This window comes from Acidovorax sp. 1608163, from assembly GCF_003669015.1.
Classification (GTDB): domain Bacteria; phylum Pseudomonadota; class Gammaproteobacteria; order Burkholderiales; family Burkholderiaceae_C; genus Acidovorax.
This window is the reverse complement of the sequence record NZ_CP033069.1, coordinates 3,878,771-3,905,212: the sequence shown is the minus strand read 5'-3', so window position 1 is coordinate 3,905,212 and position 26,442 is coordinate 3,878,771. Positions and strand designations below refer to the sequence as shown.

General features: G+C 59.0%; 25 protein-coding genes, 1 tRNA gene and 2 pseudogenes. 17 read left to right on the top strand and 11 right to left on the bottom strand.

Annotated features, from left to right (window positions below):
• Nucleotides 1-163 precede the first annotated feature (163 nt).
• The gene (locus tag EAG14_RS17370) at nucleotides 164-1,309 is read right to left on the bottom strand and encodes a trypsin-like peptidase domain-containing protein (RefSeq protein WP_121729629.1); all 1,146 of its coding nucleotides are present in this window, start codon (nucleotides 1,307-1,309) and stop codon (nucleotides 164-166) included.
• A 150-nt stretch (nucleotides 1,310-1,459) separates the two neighbouring features.
• On the opposite strand from EAG14_RS17370, the gene EAG14_RS17365 reads away from it, so the two are divergent.
• Both EAG14_RS17365 and pdxA read left to right on the top strand, forming a co-directional pair.
• A complete protein-coding gene (locus tag EAG14_RS17365; RefSeq protein WP_121729628.1) occupies nucleotides 1,460-2,224 on the top strand; it encodes a Nif3-like dinuclear metal center hexameric protein in 765 nt (254 codons plus the stop codon).
• A gap of 194 nt (nucleotides 2,225-2,418) precedes the next feature.
• The gene (gene pdxA / locus EAG14_RS17360; RefSeq protein ID WP_121729627.1) at nucleotides 2,419-3,444 is read left to right on the top strand and encodes a 4-hydroxythreonine-4-phosphate dehydrogenase PdxA; all 1,026 of its coding nucleotides are present in this window, start codon (nucleotides 2,419-2,421) and stop codon (nucleotides 3,442-3,444) included.
• Nucleotides 3,445-3,551: 107 nt separating this feature from the next.
• Here pdxA and mscL read toward each other — a convergent pair.
• Nucleotides 3,552-3,985, bottom strand: a pseudogene (gene mscL / locus EAG14_RS17355) (large conductance mechanosensitive channel protein MscL).
• Nucleotides 3,986-4,188: 203 nt separating this feature from the next.
• Here mscL and petA point away from each other — a divergent pair.
• From petA to EAG14_RS17325, 6 genes and pseudogenes are all read left to right on the top strand, one after another.
• Nucleotides 4,189-4,784: pseudogene (gene petA, locus EAG14_RS17350) on the top strand (ubiquinol-cytochrome c reductase iron-sulfur subunit).
• 11 nt (nucleotides 4,785-4,795) lie between these two features.
• On the top strand, nucleotides 4,796-6,208 hold the full coding sequence (locus tag EAG14_RS17345) for a cytochrome bc complex cytochrome b subunit (protein ID WP_099658042.1): 1,413 nt from the start codon (nucleotides 4,796-4,798) through the stop codon (nucleotides 6,206-6,208).
• Nucleotides 6,209-6,226: 18 nt separating this feature from the next.
• A complete protein-coding gene (locus tag EAG14_RS17340; protein ID WP_099658043.1) occupies nucleotides 6,227-6,985 on the top strand; it encodes a cytochrome c1 in 759 nt (252 codons plus the stop codon).
• Between the two features lie 104 nt (nucleotides 6,986-7,089).
• The gene (locus tag EAG14_RS17335) at nucleotides 7,090-7,701 is read left to right on the top strand and encodes a glutathione S-transferase N-terminal domain-containing protein (RefSeq protein ID WP_044400199.1); all 612 of its coding nucleotides are present in this window, start codon (nucleotides 7,090-7,092) and stop codon (nucleotides 7,699-7,701) included.
• A gap of 45 nt (nucleotides 7,702-7,746) precedes the next feature.
• Nucleotides 7,747-8,271, top strand: a complete 525-nt coding sequence (locus EAG14_RS17330) for a ClpXP protease specificity-enhancing factor (protein ID WP_121729626.1) — start codon at nucleotides 7,747-7,749, stop codon at nucleotides 8,269-8,271.
• 47 nt (nucleotides 8,272-8,318) lie between these two features.
• Nucleotides 8,319-8,394: transfer RNA gene (locus tag EAG14_RS17325), tRNA-Thr, on the top strand.
• Between the two features lie 40 nt (nucleotides 8,395-8,434).
• Here EAG14_RS17325 and EAG14_RS17320 read toward each other — a convergent pair.
• Complete coding sequence (locus EAG14_RS17320) at nucleotides 8,435-8,743, bottom strand: hypothetical protein (RefSeq protein ID WP_099658045.1); 309 nt, start codon at nucleotides 8,741-8,743, stop codon at nucleotides 8,435-8,437.
• A gap of 31 nt (nucleotides 8,744-8,774) precedes the next feature.
• Here EAG14_RS17320 and EAG14_RS17315 point away from each other — a divergent pair, with 31 nt between their 5' ends.
• The 5 genes from EAG14_RS17315 (at nucleotide 8,775) to EAG14_RS17295 (ending at nucleotide 15,397) form a co-directional block, all read left to right on the top strand.
• Nucleotides 8,775-9,758, top strand: coding sequence for a M23 family metallopeptidase (locus tag EAG14_RS17315; RefSeq protein WP_240456819.1), 984 nt, complete (start codon nucleotides 8,775-8,777; stop codon nucleotides 9,756-9,758).
• Between the two features lie 130 nt (nucleotides 9,759-9,888).
• Nucleotides 9,889-12,648 carry a preprotein translocase subunit SecA gene (gene secA / locus EAG14_RS17310; protein WP_099658047.1) on the top strand — a complete coding sequence of 920 codons (2,760 nt, stop codon included), beginning with the start codon at nucleotides 9,889-9,891 and terminating at the stop codon, nucleotides 12,646-12,648.
• A 98-nt stretch (nucleotides 12,649-12,746) separates the two neighbouring features.
• The gene (gene argJ / locus EAG14_RS17305) at nucleotides 12,747-13,976 is read left to right on the top strand and encodes a bifunctional glutamate N-acetyltransferase/amino-acid acetyltransferase ArgJ (protein ID WP_121729624.1); all 1,230 of its coding nucleotides are present in this window, start codon (nucleotides 12,747-12,749) and stop codon (nucleotides 13,974-13,976) included.
• Nucleotides 13,977-14,042: 66 nt separating this feature from the next.
• Entirely contained in the window at nucleotides 14,043-14,909 is an 867-nt protein-coding gene (locus EAG14_RS17300; protein WP_121729623.1) for an ATP-binding protein, read from the top strand.
• Nucleotides 14,910-14,989: 80 nt separating this feature from the next.
• Complete coding sequence (locus tag EAG14_RS17295; protein ID WP_121729622.1) at nucleotides 14,990-15,397, top strand: NUDIX domain-containing protein; 408 nt, start codon at nucleotides 14,990-14,992, stop codon at nucleotides 15,395-15,397.
• A gap of 67 nt (nucleotides 15,398-15,464) precedes the next feature.
• Here the strand turns inward: EAG14_RS17295 and EAG14_RS17290 are convergent, their stop codons facing one another.
• From EAG14_RS17290 to EAG14_RS17260, 7 genes are all read right to left on the bottom strand, one after another.
• The gene (locus tag EAG14_RS17290) at nucleotides 15,465-15,698 is read right to left on the bottom strand and encodes a DNA gyrase inhibitor YacG (RefSeq protein ID WP_121456223.1); all 234 of its coding nucleotides are present in this window, start codon (nucleotides 15,696-15,698) and stop codon (nucleotides 15,465-15,467) included.
• Between the two features lie 32 nt (nucleotides 15,699-15,730).
• Nucleotides 15,731-16,486 carry a cell division protein ZapD gene (gene zapD / locus EAG14_RS17285; protein ID WP_121729621.1) on the bottom strand — a complete coding sequence of 252 codons (756 nt, stop codon included), beginning with the start codon at nucleotides 16,484-16,486 and terminating at the stop codon, nucleotides 15,731-15,733.
• Between the two features lie 89 nt (nucleotides 16,487-16,575).
• Nucleotides 16,576-17,190: a dephospho-CoA kinase gene (gene coaE, locus EAG14_RS17280; protein WP_121729620.1), complete on the bottom strand. Its 615-nt coding sequence runs from the start codon at nucleotides 17,188-17,190 to the stop codon at nucleotides 16,576-16,578.
• Between the two features lie 2 nt (nucleotides 17,191-17,192).
• Nucleotides 17,193-18,065 carry an A24 family peptidase gene (locus tag EAG14_RS17275; RefSeq protein ID WP_121729619.1) on the bottom strand — a complete coding sequence of 291 codons (873 nt, stop codon included), beginning with the start codon at nucleotides 18,063-18,065 and terminating at the stop codon, nucleotides 17,193-17,195.
• Nucleotides 18,065-19,282 carry a type II secretion system F family protein gene (locus EAG14_RS17270; RefSeq protein WP_121729618.1) on the bottom strand — a complete coding sequence of 406 codons (1,218 nt, stop codon included), beginning with the start codon at nucleotides 19,280-19,282 and terminating at the stop codon, nucleotides 18,065-18,067. The genes EAG14_RS17275 and EAG14_RS17270 overlap by 1 nt, the downstream gene beginning before the upstream one ends.
• Nucleotides 19,283-19,305: 23 nt before the next feature.
• Nucleotides 19,306-21,039, bottom strand: a complete 1,734-nt coding sequence (pilB, locus tag EAG14_RS17265; protein WP_121729617.1) for a type IV-A pilus assembly ATPase PilB — start codon at nucleotides 21,037-21,039, stop codon at nucleotides 19,306-19,308.
• Between the two features lie 272 nt (nucleotides 21,040-21,311).
• Nucleotides 21,312-22,208, bottom strand: a complete 897-nt coding sequence (locus EAG14_RS17260; RefSeq protein ID WP_240456818.1) for a polyprenyl synthetase family protein — start codon at nucleotides 22,206-22,208, stop codon at nucleotides 21,312-21,314.
• Nucleotides 22,209-22,450: 242 nt separating this feature from the next.
• Between EAG14_RS17260 and rplU the strand changes: the two genes are divergently transcribed.
• The 4 genes from rplU (at nucleotide 22,451) to proB (ending at nucleotide 25,563) form a co-directional block, all read left to right on the top strand.
• Complete coding sequence (rplU, locus tag EAG14_RS17255) at nucleotides 22,451-22,762, top strand: 50S ribosomal protein L21 (RefSeq protein WP_010462012.1); 312 nt, start codon at nucleotides 22,451-22,453, stop codon at nucleotides 22,760-22,762.
• 15 nt (nucleotides 22,763-22,777) lie between these two features.
• Entirely contained in the window at nucleotides 22,778-23,035 is a 258-nt protein-coding gene (gene rpmA / locus EAG14_RS17250; protein ID WP_026437555.1) for a 50S ribosomal protein L27, read from the top strand.
• 250 nt (nucleotides 23,036-23,285) lie between these two features.
• Nucleotides 23,286-24,356 carry an Obg family GTPase CgtA gene (gene cgtA, locus EAG14_RS17245; RefSeq protein ID WP_121454524.1) on the top strand — a complete coding sequence of 357 codons (1,071 nt, stop codon included), beginning with the start codon at nucleotides 23,286-23,288 and terminating at the stop codon, nucleotides 24,354-24,356.
• Between the two features lie 67 nt (nucleotides 24,357-24,423).
• Nucleotides 24,424-25,563 (top strand): glutamate 5-kinase, encoded by a 1,140-nt coding sequence (gene proB / locus EAG14_RS17240; RefSeq protein WP_121729615.1) that lies wholly within the window; start codon nucleotides 24,424-24,426, stop codon nucleotides 25,561-25,563.
• A gap of 128 nt (nucleotides 25,564-25,691) precedes the next feature.
• Here the strand turns inward: proB and EAG14_RS17235 are convergent, their stop codons facing one another.
• Complete coding sequence (locus tag EAG14_RS17235) at nucleotides 25,692-26,387, bottom strand: RNA pyrophosphohydrolase (protein WP_121729614.1); 696 nt, start codon at nucleotides 26,385-26,387, stop codon at nucleotides 25,692-25,694.
• Between the last annotated feature and the right edge of the window lie 55 nt (nucleotides 26,388-26,442).

Genomic DNA, 26,442 nt, shown 5'->3' with positions numbered 1-26,442 from the left:
ACCCACGCTCCGCCTTGTAGCGTGGGGTGACCAGGGGGCGGCACTTGCCCCTTTGGCATTTTTCTTGAAATGATTTGGATATAAAAATAGCTGCTAGCGCTTTATTTGTAAGCGCTAGCAGCTATTTATTTGATAGCGATACGGTGATCGCTACTGCGCGTAGTCAGCGCCGCACGTTGCGCTGTGGACGGGGGCGCACCCCGGGGTTGATGCTCAGCTCCAGCTTTCGGTCGGTGCGCTGCACCTGGAAGGTGGAGGCGGTGCCTGGCTTGAGTGCAGCCACTGCCGTCAGCAGTTCAGAGACATTGCCCACGGCCTTGTCGTCCACTTTCACGATCACATCGCCAGGGCGCATGCCAGCTTGCGCGGCGGGGCCGTCTTGCAGCACGCCGGTGATGATCACGCCCTCGGTGGCTTTCACGCCAAAGGTCTCGGCCAGCTCGGGCGAGAGTTCGTTGGGCTCCACGCCAATCCAGCCCCGGGTCACCTGCCCGTCTTTCACGATGCCGTCCAGCACCAGCCGCGCAGTGGACACGGGAATGGCAAACCCGATGCCCATGCTGCCGCCAGAGCGGGAATAGATGGCGGTGTTGATGCCCAGTAGGTTGCCGTTCACATCCACCAGCGCGCCGCCCGAGTTGCCGGGGTTGATGGCGGCATCGGTCTGGATGAAATTCTCAAACGTATTGATGCCCAGCTGGCTGCGGCCCAAGGCACTGACGATGCCGCTGGTCACGGTTTGTCCCACGCCAAAGGGGTTACCAATGGCCAGCACCTGGTCGCCCACGGCCAGCCCATCGGAGTTGCCCAGGGTGATCACAGGCAGCTTGTCGAGCTCGATCTTCAGGATCGCGAGGTCGGTGTCGGGATCGGTCCCGATCACGCTGGCGCGCGAGCGGCGGCTGTCTGTGAGGGTCACTTCAATTTCATCGGCGCCCTCGACCACATGGTTGTTGGTCAGGATGTAGCCCTTGGGGCTGATGATGACGCCGCTGCCCAGGCCCGTTTGCGCCTGCTGGCCCTGGTCGCCAAAGAAGAACTGGAACCAGGGGTCGTTGCTGCGTGGATGGCGCACTGCCTTGCTGGTGTTGATGCTCACCACGGCCGGTGAGGCCTTGCGTGCTGCGCCGCTGAAGCTGCCTGGGGCGGGCTGGCCGGAGGGGGCTGAGGGGGCCTCCAGCAGCGCAATGCCCGCGCCAGATCGCTTGGCGCCTTGGCGGATCCAGTCGGGTTGGAGGGTGGCAACAACAAAGTACGCCGCAGCAAAAACTGTCACGGCCTGAGAAAACAGCAGCCAGATGCGTTTCATGGTCTTGGGTGTGAGTGGCAAAAAAGCGCGGGCAGAAAAAGTGCCATGTGGACGATGCTGTCCCTGCGCAGTCGCCATTGTCCGTCAACCCAGTCCGCAAAGCCTGAGGGCCCCTGCAGCCGGTGCCAGCGCCGCGCGACAATACCCGGCATGAGCATATCCAGGCAACAACTCTTGCAGGCGTTTGACGGCCTGCTGCAACCCGAGCGCTTCAAGGACTACGGCCCCAACGGCCTGCAGGTCGAAGGGCGGGCCGAGATCTCGCGCGTGGTCAGCGGCGTGACGGCCAGCCTAGCGCTGATCGACGCCGCCATTGAAGCCCGTGCCGACGCCATCTTTGTGCACCACGGCCTGTTCTGGCGGGGGCAGGACGGGCGGGTGACTGGCTGGATGAAGCAGCGCCTGCAGCGGCTGCTGGCGCACGACATCAACCTGTTTGCCTACCACCTGCCGCTGGACGCGCACCCTCTGTGGGGCAACAACGCCCAGCTGGGGCGGGTGCTGGGGTGGACGAGCGAATCGCAATTTGGTGAGCAAGCGCTGGGCTGTCTGGCCAGCGCCAGTTACCCCAGTGCCCAGGCTGTGGCCGACCATGTGGCGCAGGCGTTGGGGCGCTCCGTCACGCTGGTGGCGCCCGGTGGTGCCATGGGGGCGCAGCGTCCCATCGCCAAGGTGGCGTGGTGCTCGGGCGGTGCGCAGAGCTACTTCGAGGCAGCCATTGCCGCGGGGGCGGACGTTTTTGTGACGGGTGAAATTTCAGAGCCGCAAGCGCACTTGGCCCGCGAGACCGGGGTGGCGTTTGTGGCCGCAGGCCACCATGCCACCGAGCGCTATGGCGCCCCAGCCCTGGCCGCTGAAGTGGCGCGAAGCCTGGGCCTCGCGCACCAGTTCATCGAGATTGACAACCCCGCCTGAGAGCGGCTAACACAACCCCCCTGGCGTCGCGTCGTTGTCTCGTCTTGTCGTACCTGTCGTACTGCCTGCGACGGGACGCCTAGCCAGGGCCGCTTCGCTGGGTTGTGTGAGCCGCTCCAAATATTTGCTATATAAATAATAGCTGCTAGCGCTTATTTAATAAGCGCTGGAGCTTGATTTTGATAAGGATCTGCATGAAGCCCATCGCCATCACCCAAGGAGACCCGGCAGGCATCGGCCCGGAGATCGTGGCCAAGGCCTTTCGCGACGCGCCTGACCTGCTGCGGGGTTGCTTTGTGGTGGGCGATGTGGCTACGTTGCGCCGGGCGGCTGCGTGCATTGCTCGCCCAGGCATTCCCAGCGTGCCTTTGGCGGTGCTGGACAGCATTCAAGACGCCTTGGATGTGCCGACGCGTTGCGTGCCCGTGTTGCCTCTGCCGGGGCTGGCCAGCGCTGTGCCTTTGGGGGGGGTGAGTGCCGAGGCCGGGCGCGCTGCAGCCGATTGCGTGGAATGGGCGGCCCGCGCTGCGCTGCGCGGGGAGGTGGCTGCACTGGTCACCGCACCCCTGCACAAAGAGGCGTTGTCAGCGGCAGGCTTAGCCTACCCCGGCCACACCGAGCTGCTGCAGGCCGAGGCCGCAGCCCATCGGGGCGTGGCCCTGGCGGACATGCCGGTGCGCATGATGCTCGCCAGTGACGAGCTGCGCACGGTGCTGGTCAGCATCCACGTCTCATTGCGCGACGCGATTGCTGCGGTGACTTATGACAACGTGGTGCAGACCGTGCAGATTGCCCACGACGCGCTGCAGCGCACTTTGGGGCGCAGCCCGCGCATTGCAGTGGCGGGGCTCAATCCGCATGCGGGGGAGGGTGGCTTGTTTGGCCGCGAAGAGATCGACACCATTGCCCCGGCGGTGGCCTGGCTGCAGGCCCAGGGTTTGGATGTGCAGGGCCCCCTGCCGCCAGACACGGTGTTCATGCGCGCCCGCAACGCGCCAGGCCATCCGGGGGCGTTTGATGTGGTGGTGGCGATGTACCATGACCAAGGCTTGATTCCCGTCAAGTACCTGGGCGTGGACAAGGGCGTGAACGTGACCTTGGGCTTGCCGCTGGTGCGCACCAGCCCGGACCACGGCACAGCCTTCGACATTGCGGGCCAGGGTGTAGCCGATGCGTCCAGCCTCATCGAGGCGGTTCGCATGGCGCGGCAGTTGGCTTGACTGCAGGCGCAGCCCCCGCCCGGGCGGTTGGCGCAACGTAAAACGCCCTGCTGGGCAGGGCGTTGGCGGCAGAGTCTGAAGCGCAAAAAACGCGAGCCTTGGCTGGCTCAGCGCTGCTTGAGGCTGTCGCGAATTTCGCGCAGCAGCACGATGTCTTCTGGCTCAGGGGCTGGGGCCGCAGGTGCGGCGGCGGGGGCTTCGCGCTTGAGTCGGTTGATTTGTTTGATCATCATGAAAATGATGAAGGCCAGAATAATGAAATTCACCGCCACGGTCAGAAAATTGCCATAAGCAAACACAGGAACGCCCGCTTTGCGAAGCGCGTCCAGCGTCATAGCCGTACCTGCGGGCACATTACCCAGCACCAGGAACAAATTGGAAAAATCCAGTTTGCCAAATACCAGCCCCACCATCGGCATGATCAGGTCGGCCACCACCGAATCCACGATTTTCCCGAAGGCCCCCCAATGATCACGCCCACGGCGAGATCGACCACATTACCCTTGATTGCGAATTCTTTGAACTCTTTGATGATGGTCATGTTTCTTCCATTTTTATAAATTGGTTGACAAACGTACCCAGAGACGGTTTGAACCCCGCATTATCTAGGTGGCAGGGGCGCAGTATTACCCAGCGCATGGGGCTGTCAAGGCTGATTTCAAGAGGTTTGCCTGTTGTTACGAGTTTTCACTCCGCTACAATCCGCCGCTGACCCCAACATAGCGATGTATACCGAGGATCCCCATGAGTGACACACCAGTCGACACCAGTAAGCGGACGTGGCTGATTGCGTCCGGATGCGCTGGTGCTGCGGGAGGAGTGGCTGTAGCCGTGCCCTTCGTCAGCAGTTTTCAGCCTTCGGAAAGAGCCAAAGCAGCCGGCGCAGCTGTAGAGGTGGACATTTCAGCCCTGCAGCCGGGCGAAAAGTTGACCGTAGAGTGGCGCGGCAAGCCCGTGTGGATTCTCAAGCGCACCCCTGAACAGGTCGCCTCGCTGGCCAAGACCGAGCCCCAGGTGGCCGATCCCAAGTCAGATCGCAAGACGTACCCCACCCCGAGTACGCCAAAAACCAACACCGCTCCATCAAGCCCGAGATCTTCGTCGGGGTCGGCATTTGCACCCACCTGGGCTGCTCGCCAGGTGACAAGTTTCAAACGGGCCCACAGCCTTCGCTGCCAGACGACTGGAATGGCGGCTTTCTGTGTGCTTGCCACGGCTCGACGTTTGACGTGGCCGGCCGCGTGTTCAAGAACAAGCCAGCGCCTGACAACCTGGAAATTCCGCCACACATGTTCCTGTCCGATTCGCGCCTGCTGATCGGTGAAGACAAGAAGGCTTGAGGTAGCACAACATGGCTGAATTCAAGGAAATTTCCCCTAACGCATCGGCAACGGCCAAGGTAACGAACTGGTTTGAGAACCGGTTTCCCACGGCGTTTGATGCGTACCGCGTGCACATGTCGGAGTACTATGCTCCGAAGAACTTCAACTTCTGGTACATCTTTGGTTCGCTGGCATTGCTGGTGCTGGTCATTCAGATCGTCACTGGCATCTTCCTCGTGATGCACTACAAGCCTGATGCCAATCTGGCTTTCGCATCGGTGGAATACATCATGCGCGATGTGCCTTGGGGTTGGTTGATCCGCTACATGCACTCCACTGGCGCTTCGGCCTTCTTTGTCGTGGTGTACCTGCACATGTTCCGTGGGTTGCTCTATGGTTCTTACCGCAAGCCACGCGAATTGGTCTGGATCTTTGGCTGCGCCATCTTCCTGTGCCTGATGGCGGAAGCCTTCATGGGCTACCTGCTGCCTTGGGGTCAGATGTCGTACTGGGGTGCTCAGGTGATCGTGAACCTGTTCGCCGCCATTCCGTTCATTGGTCCCGATCTGGCTTTGCTCATCCGTGGTGATTTTGTGGTGGGCGATGCGACCCTGAACCGCTTCTTCAGCTTCCATGTGATTGCGGTGCCTTTGGTGCTGCTGGGCTTGGTGGTGGCGCACTTGTTGGCGCTGCACGATGTGGGCTCCAACAACCCCGACGGCGTCGAAATCAAGGGCCCCAATGCGCCCCGCGATGCCAAGGGCAAGCCACTGGACGGCGTGCCGTTCCACCCTTACTACACCGTTCACGATATCTTTGGTGTTGCGGTTTTCTTGCTGGTGTTCTCGGCGGTGATCTTCTTCGCCCCTGAGTTCGGTGGCTACTTCCTGGAGTACAACAATTTCATCCCGGCCGACCCGTTGGTGACGCCGCTGCACATTGCGCCAGTCTGGTACTTCACGCCGTTCTACTCGATGCTGCGTGCCATCACCAGCGAGATGATGTACGCCCTGATCGCCTGCGTGGCCCTGGGTGCGCTCTTTGGTGCGGTGAAGGCTCAATTGCCTGGCATCTTCAAGGCTGCGATTGCAGGTGCTGGCGCGGTGGTGATCCTTCTCATGCTGGCCATTGATGCTAAGTTCTGGGGTGTGGTGGTCATGGGCGGTGCCGTGATCATTCTGTTCTTCTTGCCATGGTTGGATTGCAGCCCAGTGAAGTCCATTCGCTACCGTCCCGATTGGCACAAGTATTTCTACGGTGTCTTTGTGATCAACTTCCTGATCCTGGGTTACTTGGGTGTACAGCCTCCGTCTCCTGTGGGTGAGCGGGTTTCTCAAGTGGGCACGCTGTTCTACTTCGGCTTCTTCATGTTGATGCCCTGGTGGAGTCGCATTGGCAAGACCAAGCCCGTGCCCGATCGCGTTACCTACGTTGCGCACTGAGAGCAGGAGCAAATAACAATGAAGAAACTCATTCTCACGATGGTGGCAGCGCTGGGTCTGGTGGCTGGCTCTGCAATGGCTTCCGGCGGCGGGGTTGCGCTGGACAGGGCGCCCGCCAAGACCAACGACCTGGCATCTCTGCAAAATGGTGCCAAGCTGTTCGTCAATTACTGCCTGAATTGCCACTCTGCGGCATATATGCGCTTCAATCGTCTGAAGGACATTGGCCTTTCAGATCAGCAGGTGAAGGACAATCTGTTGTTCACCACCGACAAGGTGGGTGAGACAATGAAGTCTGCGATTGATCCAAAACAAGCCAAGGCTTGGTTTGGTGCCAATCCTCCTGACCTCACCGTGATTGCGCGTTCGCGTGCCAGCTCGGCGGGGTCTGGTGCAGATTACCTCTACACCTACTTGCGTACCTATTACCGAGACGACGCCAAGCTGACCGGCTGGAACAACCTGGTGTTTCCCAATGTAGGCATGCCCCATGCCTTGTGGGAGTTGCAGGGCGAGCGTCGTCCCGTGTTTGAAGAGCAAGAGAGTCACGGCAAAAAGACCCATGTTTTCAAGGGTTGGGAGCAAGTGACTCCGGGCAAGCTGACTCCGGTTCAGTACGACGAGGCGGTGGGTGATCTGGTGAACTACATGCAGTGGATGGCCGAGCCTGCGCAAAACACGCGCATCCGTGTTGGGGTCTGGGTTCTGATTTTCCTGGGCTTCTTCACCATCATTGCATGGCGGCTGAACGCGTCTTTCTGGAAAGACGTCAAATAATTCGCTGATCTTCCGGCGACACCCGCATGCGGGTTCGCCGGAATTTTTTACAGAGTGGGCGCTTTGGTGCTTCCCACTCTTTTGATTTTTAGGAGCCTCCCACCATGATGGTGCTTTACTCGGGAACCACTTGCCCTTTTTCCCACCGCTGCCGCTTTGTCTTGTTTGAAAAAGGCATGGATTTCGAAATCCGCGATGTAGACCTGTACAACAAGCCAGAAGACATCAGCGTGATGAACCCCTATGGGCAAGTGCCTATTTTGGTGGAGCGCGACCTGATTCTGTATGAGTCGAACATCATCAATGAGTACATTGACGAGCGCTTTCCGCACCCGCAATTGATGCCTGGTGACCCGGTCGATCGCGCCCGTGTCCGCTTGTTCTTGCTGAACTTTGAAAAAGAGTTGTTCGTGCATGTGAACACGCTGGAATCGCGTGCCACCAAGGGCAACGAAAAGGCGCTGGAAAAGGCGCGTGCCCATATCCGTGACCGACTGACCCAACTGGCGCCTGTGTTCCTCAAGAACAAGTACATGCTGGGCGATAACTTCTCGATGCTGGATGTCGCTATTGCGCCTTTGCTCTGGCGCCTGGATTACTACGGCATTGAGCTGAGCAAAAATGCTGCCCCGTTGCTCAAGTATGCAGAGCGCATCTTCTCTCGCCCTGCCTACATCGAAGCGCTGACACCTTCTGAAAAGGTCATGCGCAAGTAAGCGCGGCAGTCCCTTCTTTTCACCGACCGAACCGTTTCATTGCCCATGAATGCTCAGGAATCGACTTCTACGCGCCCGTACCTGATTCGTGCCTTGTACGAATGGTGCACCGACAATGGGTTGACCCCTTACGTGGCGGTGCGCGTGGACGAGTCGGTTCAGGTGCCGCGGGAGTTCGTGCACGAGGGTGAGATCGTGCTGAACATCAGCTACGACGCGACCAGCGCGTTGCAGCTGGGCAATGATTTCATTGAGTTCAAGGCCCGCTTCGGCGGCAAGCCGCGCGACATCCTTGTGCCGGTCGGCCGCGTCATTGCCATTTACGCCCGTGAAAATGGGCAAGGCATGGCATTTCCAGCGCCGGTAGATGGGTTGGTGGCGCCATCTTTGCCTGTGTCGCTCACGCCAGCGTCGAGCGCGGTGGTGTTGGAGGAGGCGCCCGCGGTGGCGGCAGATGAGCGTGTTGTTCAACTGGTGCCCGCGGCCGATACCGAATCCGGTGCGGGGGATGCGCCCCGCCCAACGCCTGGTCCTGCAGGTGGTCGCCCCTCGCTCAAACGCGTGAAATAGCGGTTATTTGTTTTTGGGCCTGTTTTTCGATATAGAATGCGGGCTTCGCCGGTTTAGCTCAGTTGGTAGAGCACCCGCCTTGTAAGCGGTAGGTCGTCAGTTCGATTCCGACAACCGGCACCATTTTTCTTGTGGATGCCTCAGCATCCTTTCATTCGCCAGTTCAACGCACGCCAGTTTGAACTTTCAGGCGAATGGAGTTAACCTCCCATCCCCGGACCCGCAAATGCGCCTGCAGTGCAGGCAGGATTTGGCGCAGCTTGGCCGCAGCCGAGTTGCTGCTGACAAGAAGGCACCAGCTTGTTCCGTCAATCGGGCCAGCCTGTAGCGTGCCTCGCAGTCCTGGGGGAATCAATGGTTCTATGGCCTTCAGCCGGTCGCTGGAGTCTCTGGTGAGCGCGGTCAGCATGGCCAGCGTGGGGGACTCGGCGCTGGCTTGCTGCAACGTAACGGCGTGATGGCGGCGGTTCATGGGTGGGCCTCTATGGCATGGAGATAACTTTGTGCATTTGATTATCACGGACGCTCGTTCGGCCCGTACCCGGTCTATTCATCTGTCGGGTGTGCGCCTTGTGTTGGCTGGGTTGCTGCTTTCGATGGGGCTGATGCTGGTGGCTGCGCTGTTGTACCACTGGGTTTTTCTGAAAGGCGCTCGCGAGGGGTGGCCCGTGTTTGGCTCATTGGTCAAGCTGGTGGTCAAAGACGAGTTTGAAGAGCGTGACAAGTTCATGCGGGCCAATCTGGATGCGATGGCCCGTCGCGTGGGGGATATGCAGGCGCGCATGGTTCAGCTGGAGTCTCTTGGGGACCGTGTCATGGGGCTTTCGGGAATGTCTCCCGCTGACATTCCCAAAAATGACGGCCGTGGTGGTGCCCTGGTGGGGGCCCGCAATCTTTCGATGGAAGAGTTGCAGGCCATGCTGGATGATCTGGAAAAGTTGACCAACCAGCGGGTCGATTGGATGACTGTGATGGAGTCAAGGCTCTTTGACCAGCACATCCGTAAAAAAATGGTACCCACCCACGCCCCGGTCAGTGGGCGTGCGGCGGGCTCTGCGTTCGGCTGGCGGCTGGACCCCTTTACGGGCCAATCGGCGTTGCACACGGGGCTGGACTTTCAGGCCGATACCGGCACCCCCATTTTGGCTGCAGCGGGAGGGGTGGTCATTGCCCAAGAATTTCATCCTGCCTACGGCAACATGATTGAGGTGGACCATGGGAACCAGTTGGTGACGCGCTATGCGCACGCCTCTCGCACGTTGGTCAAGCAGGGTGATCTGGTTAAGCGGGGGCAGAAAATTGCGGAGGTCGGAACCACCGGCCGATCAACGGGGCCGCATCTGCATTTTGAAGTGCTTGTGCAAGGGGTCTTCCAGGACCCACAAAAATTCCTGAATGCCGGAACGGGCAAGGCGGATCTCGCGCTGGCGGCTGCATCCAAGGGGGCTGTGGTAGCGCAGCAAAACCCTACACCTGCGGGCAGGTAAAATCGCCAGTCCTGTGTTCGGCCTCGGGGTGCTTGCATTCTTGAGCGACGGACTCAACTGAACTCAATTCTTATTAGGGATTTCGGTCGTTCAACGACACCGCGTTGGTGTGTTGAACGGTCCTGTTCGCATGGCCACCAACTTCCTCACCAAAATATTCGGCAGCCGCAATGACCGGCTTCTCAAGCAATACCGCAAAGTGGTCGCTCGCATCAACGAGATGGAGCCTGAGTATGAGAAGCTGTCTGACGACGCATTGCGCGCCAAGACCCAGGAGTTCAAGGACCGGGTAGCCAAAGGCGAATCGCTGGATGCCATCTTGCCTGAGGCCTTTGCTGTAGTGCGCGAAGGCTCCAAGCGCGCGATGAAGATGCGCCACTTTGACGTGCAGATGCTGGGTGGGATGGCCTTGCACCACGGCAAGATCTCTGAAATGCGCACGGGCGAGGGCAAGACCCTCACCGCTACGCTGCCGGTGTACCTCAATGCCTTGTCTGGCAAGGGGGTTCATGTGGTCACCGTGAACGACTACTTGGCTAATCGCGATGCCCAGTGGATGGGCCGCCTCTACAACTTCCTGGGCCTGACGGTGGGCATCAACCTGCCCAATATGCCGCGCGAGGAAAAGCAGGCTGCGTACCGTGCAGACATCACCTACGGCACCAATAACGAGTACGGGTTTGACTACCTGCGCGACAACATGGTGTACGAAGCCCATGACCGTGTGCAGCAGGGCTTGAACTATGCCATCGTGGACGAGGTGGACTCCATCTTGATCGATGAAGCGCGCACGCCACTCATCATCAGTGGGCAAGCCGAAGACCACACGGCGATGTACATCGCGATGAACAAGGTGGTGCCGCTGCTGGTGCGCCAAGAAGGAGAAGCCGATCCGCGCACGGGCGAGGGTGTGACCAAGCCCGGCGACTTCACGCTGGATGAGAAAACCCACCAGGTGTTCTTGACGGAGCAGGGCCACGAGTCGGCCGAACGCATTTTGGCGAGCCAGGGGCTGATTGCCGAAGGCGCCTCGGTGTACGACCCCGCCAACATCACGCTGATGCACCACCTGTATGCAGCGCTGCGTGCCAATCACCTCTATCACCGCGACCAGCACTACGTGGTGCAAAACGGTGAAATCGTCATCGTGGACGAGTTCACTGGCCGTTTGATGTCGGGCCGCCGCTGGAGCGATGGCCTGCACCAGGCTGTGGAGGCCAAGGAAGGCGTCAACATCCAGGCTGAAAACCAGACCCTGGCGTCGATCACCTTCCAGAACTACTTCCGCCTGTACAACAAGCTCTCGGGCATGACCGGCACGGCCGATACCGAGGCGTACGAGTTCCAGGAAATCTACGGCTTGGAAACCGTGGTGATTCCCCCGAATCGCCAGAGCCTGCGTGATGATCAGCTCGACCGTGTGTACAAGACCACCCGCGAGAAGTACGAAGCGGCCATCAAAGACATTCGCGAGTGCCATGAGCGAGGCCAGCCGGTGCTGGTGGGCACCACATCGATTGAAAATTCAGAAATCATTGACGAGCTCTTGAACAAAGAGGGCTTACCCCACCAGGTGCTCAACGCCAAGCAGCATGCCCGTGAGGCCGACATCGTGGCCCAGGCCGGGCGCGAGGGCATGATCACCATCGCCACCAACATGGCGGGCCGTGGTACCGACATCGTGCTGGGCGGCAACATTGAAAAGCTCATCTCTGCGATTGAGGCGGACGAGTCTTTGGACGAAGCCGCCCGCCATGCGCAGATCGAGAAAGTGCGCGCCGACTGGAAGGTGGACCACGAAAAAATCAAGGCACTGGGCGGCTTGCGCATCATCGCCACCGAGCGCCATGAATCGCGCCGTATCGACAACCAGCTGCGTGGCCGCTCTGGCCGCCAAGGTGACCCGGGCTCGTCGCGCTTTTACCTGAGCCTGGACGATTCGCTGATGCGCATCTTCGCGGGTGACCGCGTCAAGTCCATCATGGATCGCCTGAAGATGCCCGACGGTGAGGCCATCGAGGCAGGCATCGTGACTCGCAGCATTGAGTCGGCCCAGCGCAAGGTGGAAGCCCGCAACTTCGATATCCGCAAGCAACTGCTGGAATACGACGATGTGGCCAATGACCAGCGCAAGGTGATCTACCAGCAGCGCAACGACATTTTGGACGCATCGGACCTGGCGGATGTGATTGCTGCCATGCGTGAAGACTCCATGACCGACTTGGTGCGCTTGTACGTGCCTGTTGAGTCGGTCGAAGAACAGTGGGACCTGCCGGCACTGGAGAAGGCGCTCAATGAAGAGTGGCAAATCGCCGTGTCGTTGCAGGACATGGTTGCCCAATCAGAGTCCATCACCGACGAAGAAATTCTGGAACGCGTGGTCAAGCTGGCCCATGCCGCCTTCGATGCCAAGGTGGAGCTGGTGGGGCGTGAGAACTTCACCCAGTTTGAGCGTGCGGTCTTGCTGCAGAGCTTTGACTCCAACTGGCGTGACCACTTGAGCTCTTTGGACTACCTGCGCCAAGGCATCCATTTGCGTGGCTATGCCCAAAAGCAACCCAAGCAAGAGTACAAGCGCGAAGCCTTCGAGCTGTTCCGCCAGTTGATCGACAGCGTCAAGAACGAAGTCACCAAAATTTTGATGACGGTGCAGGTGCAGTCGCCAGCGCAACTCGACGAAGCCGCTCAGCAGTTGGAAGCCCGTGCCGAGCACATCTCCAATGTGACCTATACCGCCCCCACTGAAACTGGGGAAGCCCAGACCGTCCCTGAAGGACAAGCGCTGGGTGGTGATGAAGGGGCTTTTGAAGGCCTGCGTGTGGGCCGCAACGACCCATGCCCCTGCGGTAGCGGCAAGAAATACAAGCAGTGCCACGGCAAGCTGGCCTGATCGCTGAGAGGACGGAAACACGGGCTGCGGCCCGTGTTTTCATTTGGATGCCATGTCTTTGCGCATAATCTTCCGCAGTTTTTCTGAAAGAGCACTCTATGCCCGTAAATCTTCTGGCCCCTGTGGCTGCTGACCTGCATCCGATTGCAGGCGTTCGTATTGGCGTGACTGAAGCGGGCGTCCGCAAGGCCAACCGCAAGGACCTGACGGTGTTTTTGCTGGACGAGGGGGCCAGCGTGGCAGGGGTCTTCACGCAAAACCGTTTTTGCGCGGCGCCCGTGCAGGTCAGCCGTGAACATTTGGCCGCTGGCAAAGGGGTCCGCGCCATGGTCATCAACACGGGCAACGCCAATGCTGGTACGGGGGCAGATGGCTTGGCCCGTGCCCGCTCTACCTGCAAGTCACTGGCAGGTTTGTTGAACGTGGCCCCCGAGCAAGTGTTGCCTTTCTCCACTGGCGTGATCATGGAGTCGCTGCCCACCGATCGCATTGAGGCAGGGCTGCCTGCAGCACTGGCCGATGCGCAGACAGGCCACTGGGCCCGCGCGGCAGAAGGCATCATGACCACCGACACCTTGCCCAAGGCCTTCAGTGCACAGGCCTCGGTGGGGGGGGCCACTGTGTCGATCACCGGCATCAGCAAAGGCGCAGGCATGATCCGTCCCAACATGGCGACCATGCTGGGCTTTTTGGCCACGGATGCATGCGTGGATGCGTCGGTGGTGCAGCAACTGGCCCGCCATCTGGCAGACCGCTCGTTCAACCGGGTAACCATTGACGGCGATACCTCGACCAACGATTCCTTTGTGGTGGTGGCCACCAACAAGGCCGCCCATGCACCGATCACGTCGCTGGACAGCGCTGACGGGCAAGCCCTGTTGGCCGCCATGTTGGGCGTGGCCCAAAAGCTGGCCCAGGCCATCGTGCGCGACGGTGAGGGGGCGACCAAGTTCATCACCGTGCGGGTAGAAGGCGGCAAGACCGGCGAGGAATGCCGCCAGGTGGCCTATGCCATTGCCCATTCGCCACTGGTCAAAACCGCTTTTTACGCCAGCGACCCAAACCTGGGCCGCATCTTGGCGGCTGTGGGCTATGCGGGCATTGCAGACCTGGACCAGACCCGCATCGATCTGTACCTGGACGATGTGCACGTGGCTGTGAGCGGTGGGCGCAACCCCGCTTATCGCGAAGAAGATGGCCAGCGCGTGATGAAGCAAAGCGAGATCACGGTGCGGGTGGTTCTGGGGCGCGGTGAGGCATCAGACACCGTGTGGACCTGCGACTTCAGCCACGACTACGTGACGATCAACGCCGACTACCGTTCTTGATTTGAGACTGATTTGCTATTGATTTGATAGCTTTCTGCGCTGATCTATCAGGCGCTAGGTGCCCATATGAATGAAAAATTTGAACGGTTGATGGAGCGGGCCGAGCAGCTCATCGGCCGCATCGAATCGGTGCTGCCGCAGCCGCTGTCGGCGCCAGACTGGGCGCAGGCCATTGCCTGGCGTTACCGCAAGCGCAGCAGCGGGCATGGCACGCTGGAGCTTGTGCGGCATGTGGGGGCCATGCAGCTGGCGGACCTGAAGGAAATCGATGGGCAAAAAGAAAAGATCGAGCGCAATACGCTGCAGTTTGTGCAGGGCAAAACGGCCAACAACGTCCTGCTGACCGGGGCCCGGGGCACCGGCAAGTCCTCGCTCATCAAGGCGTGCCTGAATGCCTTTGCCGGCCAGGGGCTGCGTCTGATCGAGGTGGACAAAGCCGATCTCGTGGATTTGCCGGACATCGTGGATGTGGTCTCTGAGCGGCCCGAGAAATTCATCGTGTTCTGCGACGACCTGAGCTTTGAAGATGGCGAGCCGGGCTACAAGGCACTCAAGTCGATTCTGGACGGTTCGGTGGCTGCGGCCACGCCCAATGTGCTGATCTATGCCACCAGCAACCGCCGCCACCTGTTGCCTGAATACATGGCGGACAACCTGACCTACACCCACACCGAAGACGGTGAGGTGCACCCCGGTGAGGTGGTGGAAGAGAAGATCTCGCTGTCTGAGCGCTTTGGTCTGTGGGTGAGCTTCTACCCGTTCAGCCAGGAAGAGTACCTGACCATCGTTGCCCAGTGGCTGGCATCGCTGGGCGTGTCTGCCGCAGCCATTGCTGCAGCGCGCCCCGAGGCGCTGGTATGGGCGCTGGAGCGCGGTTCGCGCAGCGGGCGTGTGGCGTACCAGTTTGCGCGCGACTATGCGGGGCGGGTATGAAGTGCATTTTTTGGACTGCTTCGCAGTGCCTGCCCGTTGGCGTGGTGCCATGTTCCCAACGAACGTCGAGGTGAGCCAAGATGAGTGAGACACGCAAACACACCGAAGTGGCGGTTGGCATTTTGCTGCGCAGCGATGGCGCCATGCTGCTATCGACCCGCCCACCGGGCAAGCCTTATGCGGGGTACTGGGAGTTTCCGGGAGGCAAGCTGGAGGCCGGCGAGACCGTGGAACAGGCCCTGCGCCGCGAACTGGAAGAAGAGTTGGGCATCACCATCGGCCCGGTCCAGGTCTGGAAGGTGACCGAGCACGACTACCCGCACGCTTTGGTGCGCCTGCACTGGTGCAAGGTGCGCGAATGGACGGGCGCGTTTGAGATGCGCGAGGGCCAAGCCATGGCATGGCAGCAATTTCCACTGACCGTAGATCCCGTACTGCCGGGTGCGTACCCGGTGCTGGACTGGCTGGAGCAGGAGCAACTCGGTTAATTTGCTCCTTAATTGATAGCTTCTTACGCTTTATTAATGGGCGCTAGAGGCTGTTTTTATATGAAATTCAGTGCTCTACCCGAGGATCGCCGTATTGCGCATCCAGCGGTGGGGCTTCGGTGGGCATGCGGAAGTCTTCACTGGCCCAAGCGCCCAGGTCAATCTGTTTGCAGCGCTCGCCACAGAAGGGGCGGTACCGATTGGCGGGGCTGTAGAGGCTGTCTCCGCCGCAGGTCGGGCACACCACGGTGCGTGTGGCAGAGGGCTGAGGAGCGGTTTTTGGCGGGGTGTCGGCAGCCATGTCGTGCGTATCCAATAGGGGTGGCTTGGCGCTCACGCGCACAGCGTCAATTCGAACGCCGCATCGTCGGTGCACGCATGCAAGCGTTCGTCGGCACCTTGCTTCATCAGCCGCACTGACACGATCAAACGGTTCCCGCTGATTTCAGGGATCAGCCCCAAAGCTGGGTCGATGCGAAGCCGCAGCAGCTGGAAGGTGCGGCCCGCTGGGAGGTTTTGCTGAAATTGGCCGCGCTCAGCGGCCACTTTTTGCGGTACGCCAGAGTCGCGCAGCAGCTTGAGCAACACGTAGATGGACTCGGCCAGCGGGGCCAGGGTGGAGGCCCAGTTTTGCAGCGCCTCTTGGCGAACAGCTGCGTCTTTATGTTGCCAAGCGTAGTACGCCGGAAGGTCAAACCCGCAGGTGCCACCCGGGATGCCTACGCGACTGCGAATGCTCATCAGCCAGTCGTTTTCTGTCAGCGCATGCCCTGCCTTACCCGACTGCGCGTTGAGTGCGGTGAAGCAGCGGTCCAGCTGTGCGATCACTGCATCCAGGGCTGCTTCCGAGATGGAGGGGTTGCCCCGGTAGCCGTCGAGCTGGTGCTTGTGCTTTTCAATGTCCTTGAGAACATCCGATTTGAGATCGGCGCGGGCCGCCACATCCATGATTTCAAAGACGGTGACCAGCGCAAAATGGTGATCCAGCGGGTGTACTCTGGGGATCAGCTCCCCCAGCCGACGGAACAACTGCTCCAGTCGGAGGTAGGTTCTGAGTCGTTCGTTGAAAGGGTATTCGTAGAGGATCACGCTGGCAGGTTCCTGGGCGCAGTGAAATGGGCCTGGCGCTGATGTCGGGGAAGAACGGGCGGGCCAGTGCTTCTAGGGATTGAGGCGCATCATAGCCCGAACAGTGCGGCTGTTTCTGTGGCCAACTGTTGCAAGTCGGCAAGCGCGCAATTATCGCCATTGTCGATCACGATATCGGCTGAAGCCCGCCGAATCCGCCGAGGGGCCTGGGCTGCCAGGATCGACTCCACCGTGGCGCGCTCCAGCCCGTTTCGCGCCATCACGCGCTGTATCTGCAGGTGCTCTGGGCAATCCACCACAACGATCGCATCCAGTCTTTGGGCCCATCGGCCAGACTCCACTAGAAGCGGGACATCGAACACGATAATGCGTGCCCCTGAAGCCTCTGCGGCTTGCGCTTGCTGGCTGCTGTGCAGACTGACAAGAGGGTGAACGATGGCTTCCAGTGCAGACTTGGCTTGGGGTGTGCTGTAGGCCAGTTGGCGCATGCGTGCGCGGTCCAGCGCTCCCGTATCGTCCAGATACTCCCGCCCAAAGGTTTGGGCTATGGCATCCATCGCATCGCCACGGGGGCCTGTGACTTGTCTGGCGATCTGATCGGAGTCAATGATGGCCGCGCCATGGATCTGGAGCAGCAGGCCGAACGTGGTCTTGCCGCTGCCAATGCCACCTGTCAGTCCGATATGGCTAGCGGATCGCCCCATCTTCAGAGTCCAAATCCACGCAACACGGTGTCCAGTATGGCCTTGGGCCCAGCAATCATCGCGGTGAGACCTGCACCTACCAAAAAGGGCCCGAAGGGCACATACCCACCTTCGCGCAGGCTGCTGAAGACCTTCATGCCAATGCCCACGATGGCACCGATGACCGACGACATCAAGATAATGGGCACCAGGCCCTCCCACCCAAACCATGCGCCGAGGGCGGCGAACAGTTTGAAATCCCCGTACCCCATGCCTTCTTTGCCCGTTGCCAGCTTGAATGCCCAGTACACCAGCCACAGCGAGAGATAACCTGCCGCAGCGCCCATCACTGAGGACGCCAGTGGCACCTGGGTCCACTGCAACACCGACGCCAGCAGCCCCGCCCAAAGCAATGGCAAGGTCAAGTCATCCGGCAACAGCGTCGTATCCCAATCGATAAAAGCCAGTGCGACCAAAACAGCGGAGAAACCGCACCAAGCCAAACCGGTAGGCGTCAGTCCCCAGTGCTGCACGCACCAAAAGAACAGCCCGCCTGTGAGCAGTTCCACCAGCGGATACCGGGGGCTGATGCGGGTGCTGCATTCAGAGCACTTGCCGCGCAAAAAAAGGTAGCTGACAACGGGAATGTTCTCGTACCACGCCACGAGATGACCACAAGAGGGACACCGCGACCGGGGGACCATCAAGTTGAACGGCTCCTGTGGAGCCGGTTCCATGTTACTGCCAGCCTGCTCGGCCTGAAAGGCTGCTGACTCTGCAGCCCATTGCCGCTCCATCATTTTGGGCAGGCGATAAATGACAACGTTCAAGAAACTGCCAATGAGAAGCCCAAACAGCGCAGCAAGCCCTGAGACTGGCAAAGATTCCAGCTCCATCAAACGACCTGACCCAATTTGAAAATGGGGAGGTACATTGACACCACGATGCCGCCAATCAAGGTACCCAGGAACACGATGATGATGGGCTCCATCAGGCTGGAGAGGCCAGCCACCATTTCGTCCACTTCGGCCTCGTAAAAGTCTGCGGCTTTGCCGAGCATGTGATCAATGGAGCCGGATTCCTCACCGATGGCGCACATCTGGATCACCATGGAGGGAAATACCTTGGCGTTGTCCATTGCGACGGTAAGGCTAGTGCCGGTGGAGACTTCTTGCTGGATTTTCTCGGTCGCCGTGGAGTACACCGAGTTCCCCGAGGCGCCACCGACGGAGTCAAGCGCTTCCACCAGTGGAACACCTGCTGCAAACATGGTGGCCAAGGTTCGCGTCCAGCGGGCTACGCAAGACTTATCAATCAAGGCGCCAAAAATGGGCATCTTGAGCAGAAAGCGGTCCATGAATTTCTGCATTTTTTCACTGCGCTTCCAGGCTTGCATGAAAAAATAGAACCCGCCACCAATGATGGAGAAGATCAGCCACCACCATTTAACAAATACCTCGCTGATGCCCATCACAAGCAGCGTGGGAGCTGGCAGATCTGCTCCAAAAGACGAGAAGACCTCCTTGAATGCTGGGATCACGAAAATCATGATCACAGTCACCACCACAAAGGCAACAATGACCACCGAGATCGGGTACATCAAGGCTGATTTGATCTTGGATTTGATCGCCTCTGTCTTTTCCATGTAAGTCGCAAGTCGGTCCAGCAGCGCTTCAAGAATACCTGCCGCTTCCCCGGCTTCCACCAAGTTGCAATACAGGCTGTCGAAGTACATGGGGTGCTTGCGAAACGCGGCGTTCAATGAGGTGCCGGTCTCAACATCGGTACGAATGTCATTCAACAGTTTGGTCACGCTGGCGTTGGTGTTGCCACGCCCGACAATGTCAAAAGACTGCAGTAGTGGAACACCGGCCTTCATCATGGTGGCCAATTGCCGGGTGAAGAGTGCAATGTCTTTGGGCTTGATCTTCTTGCCGGAACGGGTACGCCTCTTCTTGATTTTGGTCGGAAAAACGCCTTGTCGGCGCAGCGTGGCCTGAACCTGGTTTTCGCCGACAGCCCGAATCTCCCCGCGCACCACCTTGCCTGCGCGGTCCTTGCCTTCCCATTCAAAGACAAACTCTTTGATGTCCCTTGATGCTGCGGTTGCCATGCTGTTCCCTGTCTATCTGTCTGTTATTCGTTGGTCACGGCGAGCACTTCTTCCAGCGAAGTGAGGCCGAGTTTGGCCTTGTAGAGGCCTGATGCGCGCAAGGATCGAACGCCCTCGTTGCGTGCTTGTTCTGCAATTTCGAGGGCGCTTCCATCGCGCAAGATAATGCGTTGAATCTCCTCAGAGATGGGCATTACTTGGTAAATGCCCACGCGTCCTTTGTATCCGTTATTGCACGCGGAGCAGCCCACGGGTTTGTAGGTGATCCAAGATCCATCGAGTTCTTCCTCGGTGTATCCGGCCTCCACCAAGGCCTCGTGGGGCACATCCGCAGGGGCCTTGCAGGCTGCACACAGGCGTCTGGCCAAGCGCTGGGCAGTGATCAAAATCACGCTCGATGCAATATTGAAAGGCGCAATGCCCATATTGCGCATCCGCGTCAATGTCGTGGGGGCATCGTTGGTGTGCAGTGTGGATAAAACCAAGTGACCTGTTTGGGCCGCTTTGATGGAAATATCAGCGGTTTCCAGGTCTCGAATTTCACCCACCATGATGATGTCCGGATCTTGACGCAGGAAAGACTTCAAGGCCACCGCAAAAGTAAGGCCTGCCTTGTCGTTCACATTGACTTGGTTGACCCCTGGAAGATTAATTTCAGATGGGTCTTCCGCCGTCGCAATGTTGACGCCCGGTTTGTTGAGCAGGTTCAGGCAGGTATACAGAGACACCGTTTTTCCAGAACCTGTGGGGCCTGTCACCAAAATCATTCCATAAGGGCGACCAATTGCAGACAGGAGACGCTCTTTTTCCTCTGGTTCATAGCCCAGCGCATCAATGCCCAGCTTGGCACTGCTGGGGTCCAGGATACGGATCACGATTTTCTCGCCAAACAAAGTGGGCAAAGTGCTGACCCGGAAGTCAATCACACGGTCCGGCCCCACCTTGAGCTTCATTTTCCCGTCTTGAGGTACTCGTTTTTCGGAGATATCCATGCGAGATATCACCTTGATGCGGGAAGCGAGTTTGTCTTTGATGGCAATGGGGGGCGAGGAAATTTCCTTGAGCTCCCCGTCAACACGGAAGCGTACGCGGTACTGGTGCTCGTAGGGTTCAAAATGCAAATCGGATGCCCGCATATTGAATGCATCAAGCAGCATTTTGTGCAAGAACTTAACGACAGGGGCATCTTCGACCTCATTTGCGCCTGCATCGATGGATTCCGGAACCTCCTCCGTAACCGATTCGTCAAAATCGAATTCACCGCTGGTCAGGCTCTCCATCGACTCCGTCGTGGACTTTGTGCTCGCTTCGACCAAGCGATTGAGCTTGTCGTATTCGGCAATGATCCAGTCCACTCCCATTTGGGTTGTGAACTTGATTTTTTCTGCTGCTTCCTGATCGGTGGGGTCTGCGGTGGCGACAATCAGTCGGTTGTTTCTCTTGCTGAGAACGACAACCTTGTAAGACTGGCAGATTTTTGCATCAAGCAAATCTTTGGGGAGCCGTTGTGGGTCAATGGCCTCCAAGTCCAGCAAAGGGGCACCAAAAACTGCAGAAACTGTGTGCGCCAGATCTGACGCAGAAACGACACCTGAGCCAGTCAGTTCCGCAATAAAGCTGGTGCGATTACTTTGTGACTTTTGGTAAATTTCCTCTGCGGCTTTTTGTGCCAGCTTGCCCGCAGACATGAGCGCCCGCCCCAACCCGGGAAGGGCAATTGCAGAAGCGTCTTTAGGAGCGGTGTCAACAGCAGCCATGTAACCAATAGAGCATTAATGTGAACAGCGGCTCATCCTATCATCGCCCATCGGTTTTGGGCTGTATGGGGGCTGTGTTGGTGGCTCTACCGCAACGGTGCTGTGTCGCCTAGCTGGGGTGAGGTGTGCCGCTGAAATGCGAGAACTCGGTTTGGGTCTTGTCGGTAATCTGCGCGTCCCCCTCTCGTGACGGGGCGGTTAGATCCGCGCGCTGGCGACTGCGTGCTTTGAGTCGATGCGGAGGCCGTAGGTTGTCCTCGTGCGTGCCCTGATCAAGCCCGGCGCTCGGTCAGTTGGTTTGCCAGGGCGCACATACCCTCAGCGTGGGGTGTTGGCGGCAATGTGGCAATGGCCGCAATGGCGCGATGGGCTTCATCGGAGGCTGCTTGGCGTGCGACCTGTAGAGCACCTGTTTGTTTGACGATATCGATGATGGCGGCCAGTTGCTCTGTTGAGCCTTCCTCAATGGCGTGGCGGATGGTTTGGGCTTGTTTTGGCGTGCCGCGTGCCATGGCTGCAATCAACGGAAGGGTGGCTTTGCCCTCGCGCAGGTCATCTCCCAAATTTTTACCCATCTCTGAGGCATTGCCGTCGTAGTCGAGGACGTCATCAATAATTTGGAACGCGGTGCCGAGCGCTTGTCCATAAGTGGCGCAGGCCTCCTCAATCTGAGTCGTGCTTTCGGCCAGAACCGCACCCAAGCGAGCGCTCGCCTCGAACAGCTTGGCAGTCTTGGAGCGGATGACTTTGAGGTAGTCGGTTTCAGTCAGTGATGCGTCGTGCATGTTCATCAATTGCAGAACCTCGCCCTCCGCAATGATGTTGGTCGCCTCGGAGAGAATCTCCATCACCCGCATGCTGCCTGTTTCAACCATCATCTGGAATGACCGGGTGTGCAGGAAGTCGCCGACCAGCACACTGGCAGGGTTGCCGAACGTCTCGTTGGCGGTGGCGCGGCCTCTGCGCAGGGTGGATGCATCCACCACGTCGTCATGCAGGAGCGTGGCGGTATGGATGAGCTCTACCACGGCCGCCAACGTGTGGCGGTGCCGACCCTGGTAGTTCAGTGCCCCACACACCATCAGCAACAAAGCTGGCCGCAGGCGCTTGCCGCCTGCAGCAATGATGTACTGTGAGATTTGCCCCACCAGAGGCACCGTGGACGTCAATCGCTGTCCAATGACTCGATCAACTTCTCGCATGTCCTCTGCAACCAGTGAGAGGGGGGCGCTTGTGGTGGTGGGGGGGTGTTGTCAGTCAAGATGGCGGCTACCGAAAGTGCCCTGAATTATAGGAATGGCTGGGTGCGCGTGCGGCGGCTTTGTGGCGGAGGTGGTACTTTTTGTGGTCTATGGCATAATCTAGGGCTCTGCAGAAATAGGTCTGCAGAACTCAATTCAAAGAGGCTCACATGTACGCGGTCATAAAAACCGGCGGCAAGCAGTATCGCGTTGCTTCCGGCGAAAAAATTAAAGTAGAACAGATTGCTGCGGACGTAGGCCAGGAAATTGTGATCGATCAAGTTCTGGCAGTCGGCAACGGCGCAGAATTGAAGATCGGCACACCCCTGGTGTCCGGCGCAACCGTAAAAGCCACTGTCGTGGCGCACGGCAAGCACGACAAAGTGCACATCTTCAAGATGCGCCGTCGTAAGCACTATCAAAAACGCCAAGGCCATCGCCAGCAGTTCACTGAGCTGCAAATCGGTGCGATTGCTGCTTAATCAGGAGTCAATGTCATGGCACAGAAAAAAGGCGGCGGCTCTACGCGAAACGGTCGTGATTCCAAGCCAAAGATGCTGGGTGTCAAGGCCTTCGGCGGTGAATTGATCAGCGCTGGTTCCATCATCGTGCGTCAGCGCGGTACCCGTTTCCACCCCGGCAGCAACGTCGGTGTGGGCAAGGACCACACTCTGTTTGCATTGGTTGACGGGCATGTCTCGTTCGGCACCAAGGGTGCACTGTCCAAGCACACAGTCAATGTGACCCCAGCCTGAGCTTAGCCTCTGGTTGAAGCCAAAGCCCCGCACTGTCGGGGCTTTGTCGTTTTTCGTTTTCGCATTTGGCTGTTCTGGCAAGATGCGCGATTCGCTGATGCGGTCGGCCCCTTGGGGTTGGATGTTGCGCATCTTTTGGCTGCTGGTATGCCTCTGGCCTTGCCCCTTCTGTGGTGATGGGGTGGGGCCTGGATCTTCTTTGTGTAGGAAGGTCAATCGCACCTAGCCTCTTTTGTAAACTGGATATCCCATGAAGTTCGTCGATGAAGCCTATATTGACATTGCCGCAGGCGATGGTGGCAATGGCTGTGTGTCATTTCGCCACGAGAAATACAAGGAATTCGGCGGGCCCAATGGAGGCGATGGTGGGCGCGGTGGGCATGTTTTCGCTGTAGCGGATCCCAACCTGAACACGTTGGTGGATTTCCGTTACTCACGCCGGCATGATGCCAAGCGGGGTGAGCATGGTATGGGATCGGACATGTTTGGCGCGGCGGGGGATGACATCACCCTGAAGATGCCTGTCGGGACCATCATCACGGATGCGGAAACGGGCGAAGTGCTTTATGAATTGCTCAATCCGGGTGAAGTGATCACCATCGCCAAGGGCGGGGATGGCGGTTTTGGCAATATGCGTTTCAAAAGCGCCATCAACCGTGCGCCACGCCAGAAAACGCCAGGCTGGCCCGGTGAGAAAAAAAATCTCAAGCTGGAGTTGAAGGTTCTGGCAGACGTGGGGCTGCTGGGGATGCCTAACGCTGGCAAATCGACCTTCATCACTGCAGTCTCCAACGCACGCCCCAAGATTGCAGACTACCCCTTCACGACCTTGCACCCGAACCTGGGTGTCGTCCGCGTGGGGCCTGAGCAGAGCTTTGTGGTTGCCGACATCCCCGGCTTGATCGAAGGGGCCTCGGAGGGGGCGGGCCTGGGGCATCAGTTCTTGCGCCACTTGCAGCGCACCCGTTTGTTGCTGCACGTTGTGGATCTGGCGCCGTTCGATGATGCGGTGGACCCCGTGGCCCAGGCCAAGGCCATTGTGGGTGAACTCAAGAAATACGATGCGCAGCTCTACGACAAGCCCCGTTGGCTCGTGTTGAACAAGCTCGACATGGTGCCGACGGAGGAGCGCGAGGCGCGAGTCAAGGATTTTGTGAAGCGCTTCAAATGGAAGGGCCCAGTGTTCGAGATTTCTGCGCTGACGCGAGAGGGCTGCGAGCCTTTGATCCATGCGATCTATCGCCATGTCAAGGCAGAGCAGATGGTCGAAAACACCCCGGTGGAAGTCGATCCTCGTTTTGCGGATGATGCTTCGTCCTGATTTGCTATAAATTTTGTAGCTTGCTGCGCTTGTAGATTGGGCGCTTACGGATAAAAAGACCTTCAACATGGTTTCTAGCGTATTGCGTGATGCTCGCCGCATCGTGGTCAAGGTAGGCTCCAGCTTGGTGACGAACGAGGGGCGGGGCCTGGATGAAGCGGCCATTGGCGAATGGAGTCGCCAGCTTGCGGCTTTGGTGCGTGGCGAGGGGGGCGCGCCGCGCGAAGTGGTGATGGTGTCGAGCGGGGCTATTGCCGAGGGGATGAAGCGCCTGGGCTGGGTGTCGCGCCCGCAGGAGATCCACGAGTTACAGGCTGCCGCGGCCGTTGGGCAAATGGGTCTGGCCCAGATGTACGAGACCAAATTGCGTGAACAAGGCATGGGCAGCGCCCAGGTGCTGCTCACGCATGCCGACCTGGCTGACCGTGAGCGGTATTTGAATGCCCGTTCCACCCTGCTGACGCTGCTGCGACTGGGGGTGGTTCCTGTGATCAATGAAAACGACACGGTGGTCACCGATGAAATCAAGTTTGGTGACAATGACACGCTGGGCGCGCTGGTGGCCAATCTGGTGGAGGCCGATGCCCTGGTCATCTTGACCGATCAAAAGGGCTTGTACACCGCAGACCCGCGCCGTGATCCTGCCGCACAGTTTGTGCACGAAGCCAAAGCCGGTGACCTTGCGCTCGAAGCGATGGCGGGCGGGGCCGGGTCGAGCATTGGCAAGGGGGGCATGATTACCAAGATTCTGGCGGCCAAGCGCGCTGCGGGGTCGGGGGCCTCGACCGTGATTGCCTGGGGGAGGGAGCCGGACGTCTTGCTGAGGCTCGCGGGTGGCGATGCTCTGGGCACTTTGTTGGTAGCCCAAACCCAAAAGACGCAGGCGCGCAAGCAGTGGATGGCCGATCACCTGCAATTGCGTGGGGCGGTGTTGGTGGATGCAGGTGCCGCTTCCAAGTTGCGGGAGGAAGGGAAAAGTCTGCTGCCCATTGGCATGACCAGTGTGGAGGGCGATTTTTCCCGGGGTGATGTGATCGCTGTGCGAGACCCTGCGGGCGTGGAGATTGCCAGGGGTTTGGCCAACTATGCGGCAGCGGAGGCCCGATTGCTGTGTCGCAAGCCATCCGCAGAATTTGAGCGATTGCTGGGCTACACCGCGGAGGCGGAGATGGTTCACCGCGATAACTTGGTTTTGTCCGCAGTCTGAATTTCGCAAGGCTTCAAGCGAAGCGTGGGTCACATGCAAAAGGCCGCCCCCGAAGAATCTCCGGGGGCGGCCTTTTGTCTGTCTGGCGTCTGTTTGGCTCTTGGTCTGTGAAGGTGTGCTTCCCGCTCTCAACTGGGCTGAGACTTTGACGGTGCCACGGCCATTGCCAAGGGCGAAATAGCCTCCAGCTCTGCTGGCATGCTGTTTTGCGGATCGGGATCGAAGCTCGCGCCGGGCGGCAATTCCATGCCAGGGTGCAGCAACAGTGAGCCCGTTCTGAACATCGTTGGCGCGGCCTGTTCCGGATCCCGTGCCCGCATTCCGCTGCGCAAGTAGCGATTGCGTTGGTCGTGCCGGGGCAGGAAGCGTGCTAATTCGGTCAGCGCCATTTCATAGACGCCCCGCTTGAACTCCACCACGACATCCAGTGGCACCCAGTAGTCGTTCCAACGCCATGCGTCAAACTCCGGGTGGTTGGTGGCGCGCAGGTTCAAGTCCCAGTCGTGTCCCATGAGTTGTAGCAGATACCAGATTTGTTTCTGGCCTTTGTAGTGTCCGCGCGCATCGCGGCGGATGTACCGGTCAGGCACCTCATAGCGCAACCAATCCCTTGTGCGGGCAACCAAGCGCACATGGTTGGGCAATAATCCCACCTCTTCGTGCAATTCCCGAAACATGGCTTGCTCAGGGGTTTCGCCCCGGTCAATGCCGCCTTGTGGAAACTGCCAGCTGTGGGTGCGGATCCGCTTGCCCCAGAACACTTGGTTCTTTTGGTTGAGCAGGATGATGCCGACGTTCGGCCGAAAGCCGTCCCGGTCAAGCATAATCGAACCCCAATTTTTTAAACTGTGTCCATTATGCACGGCGCTATGCGGCCGA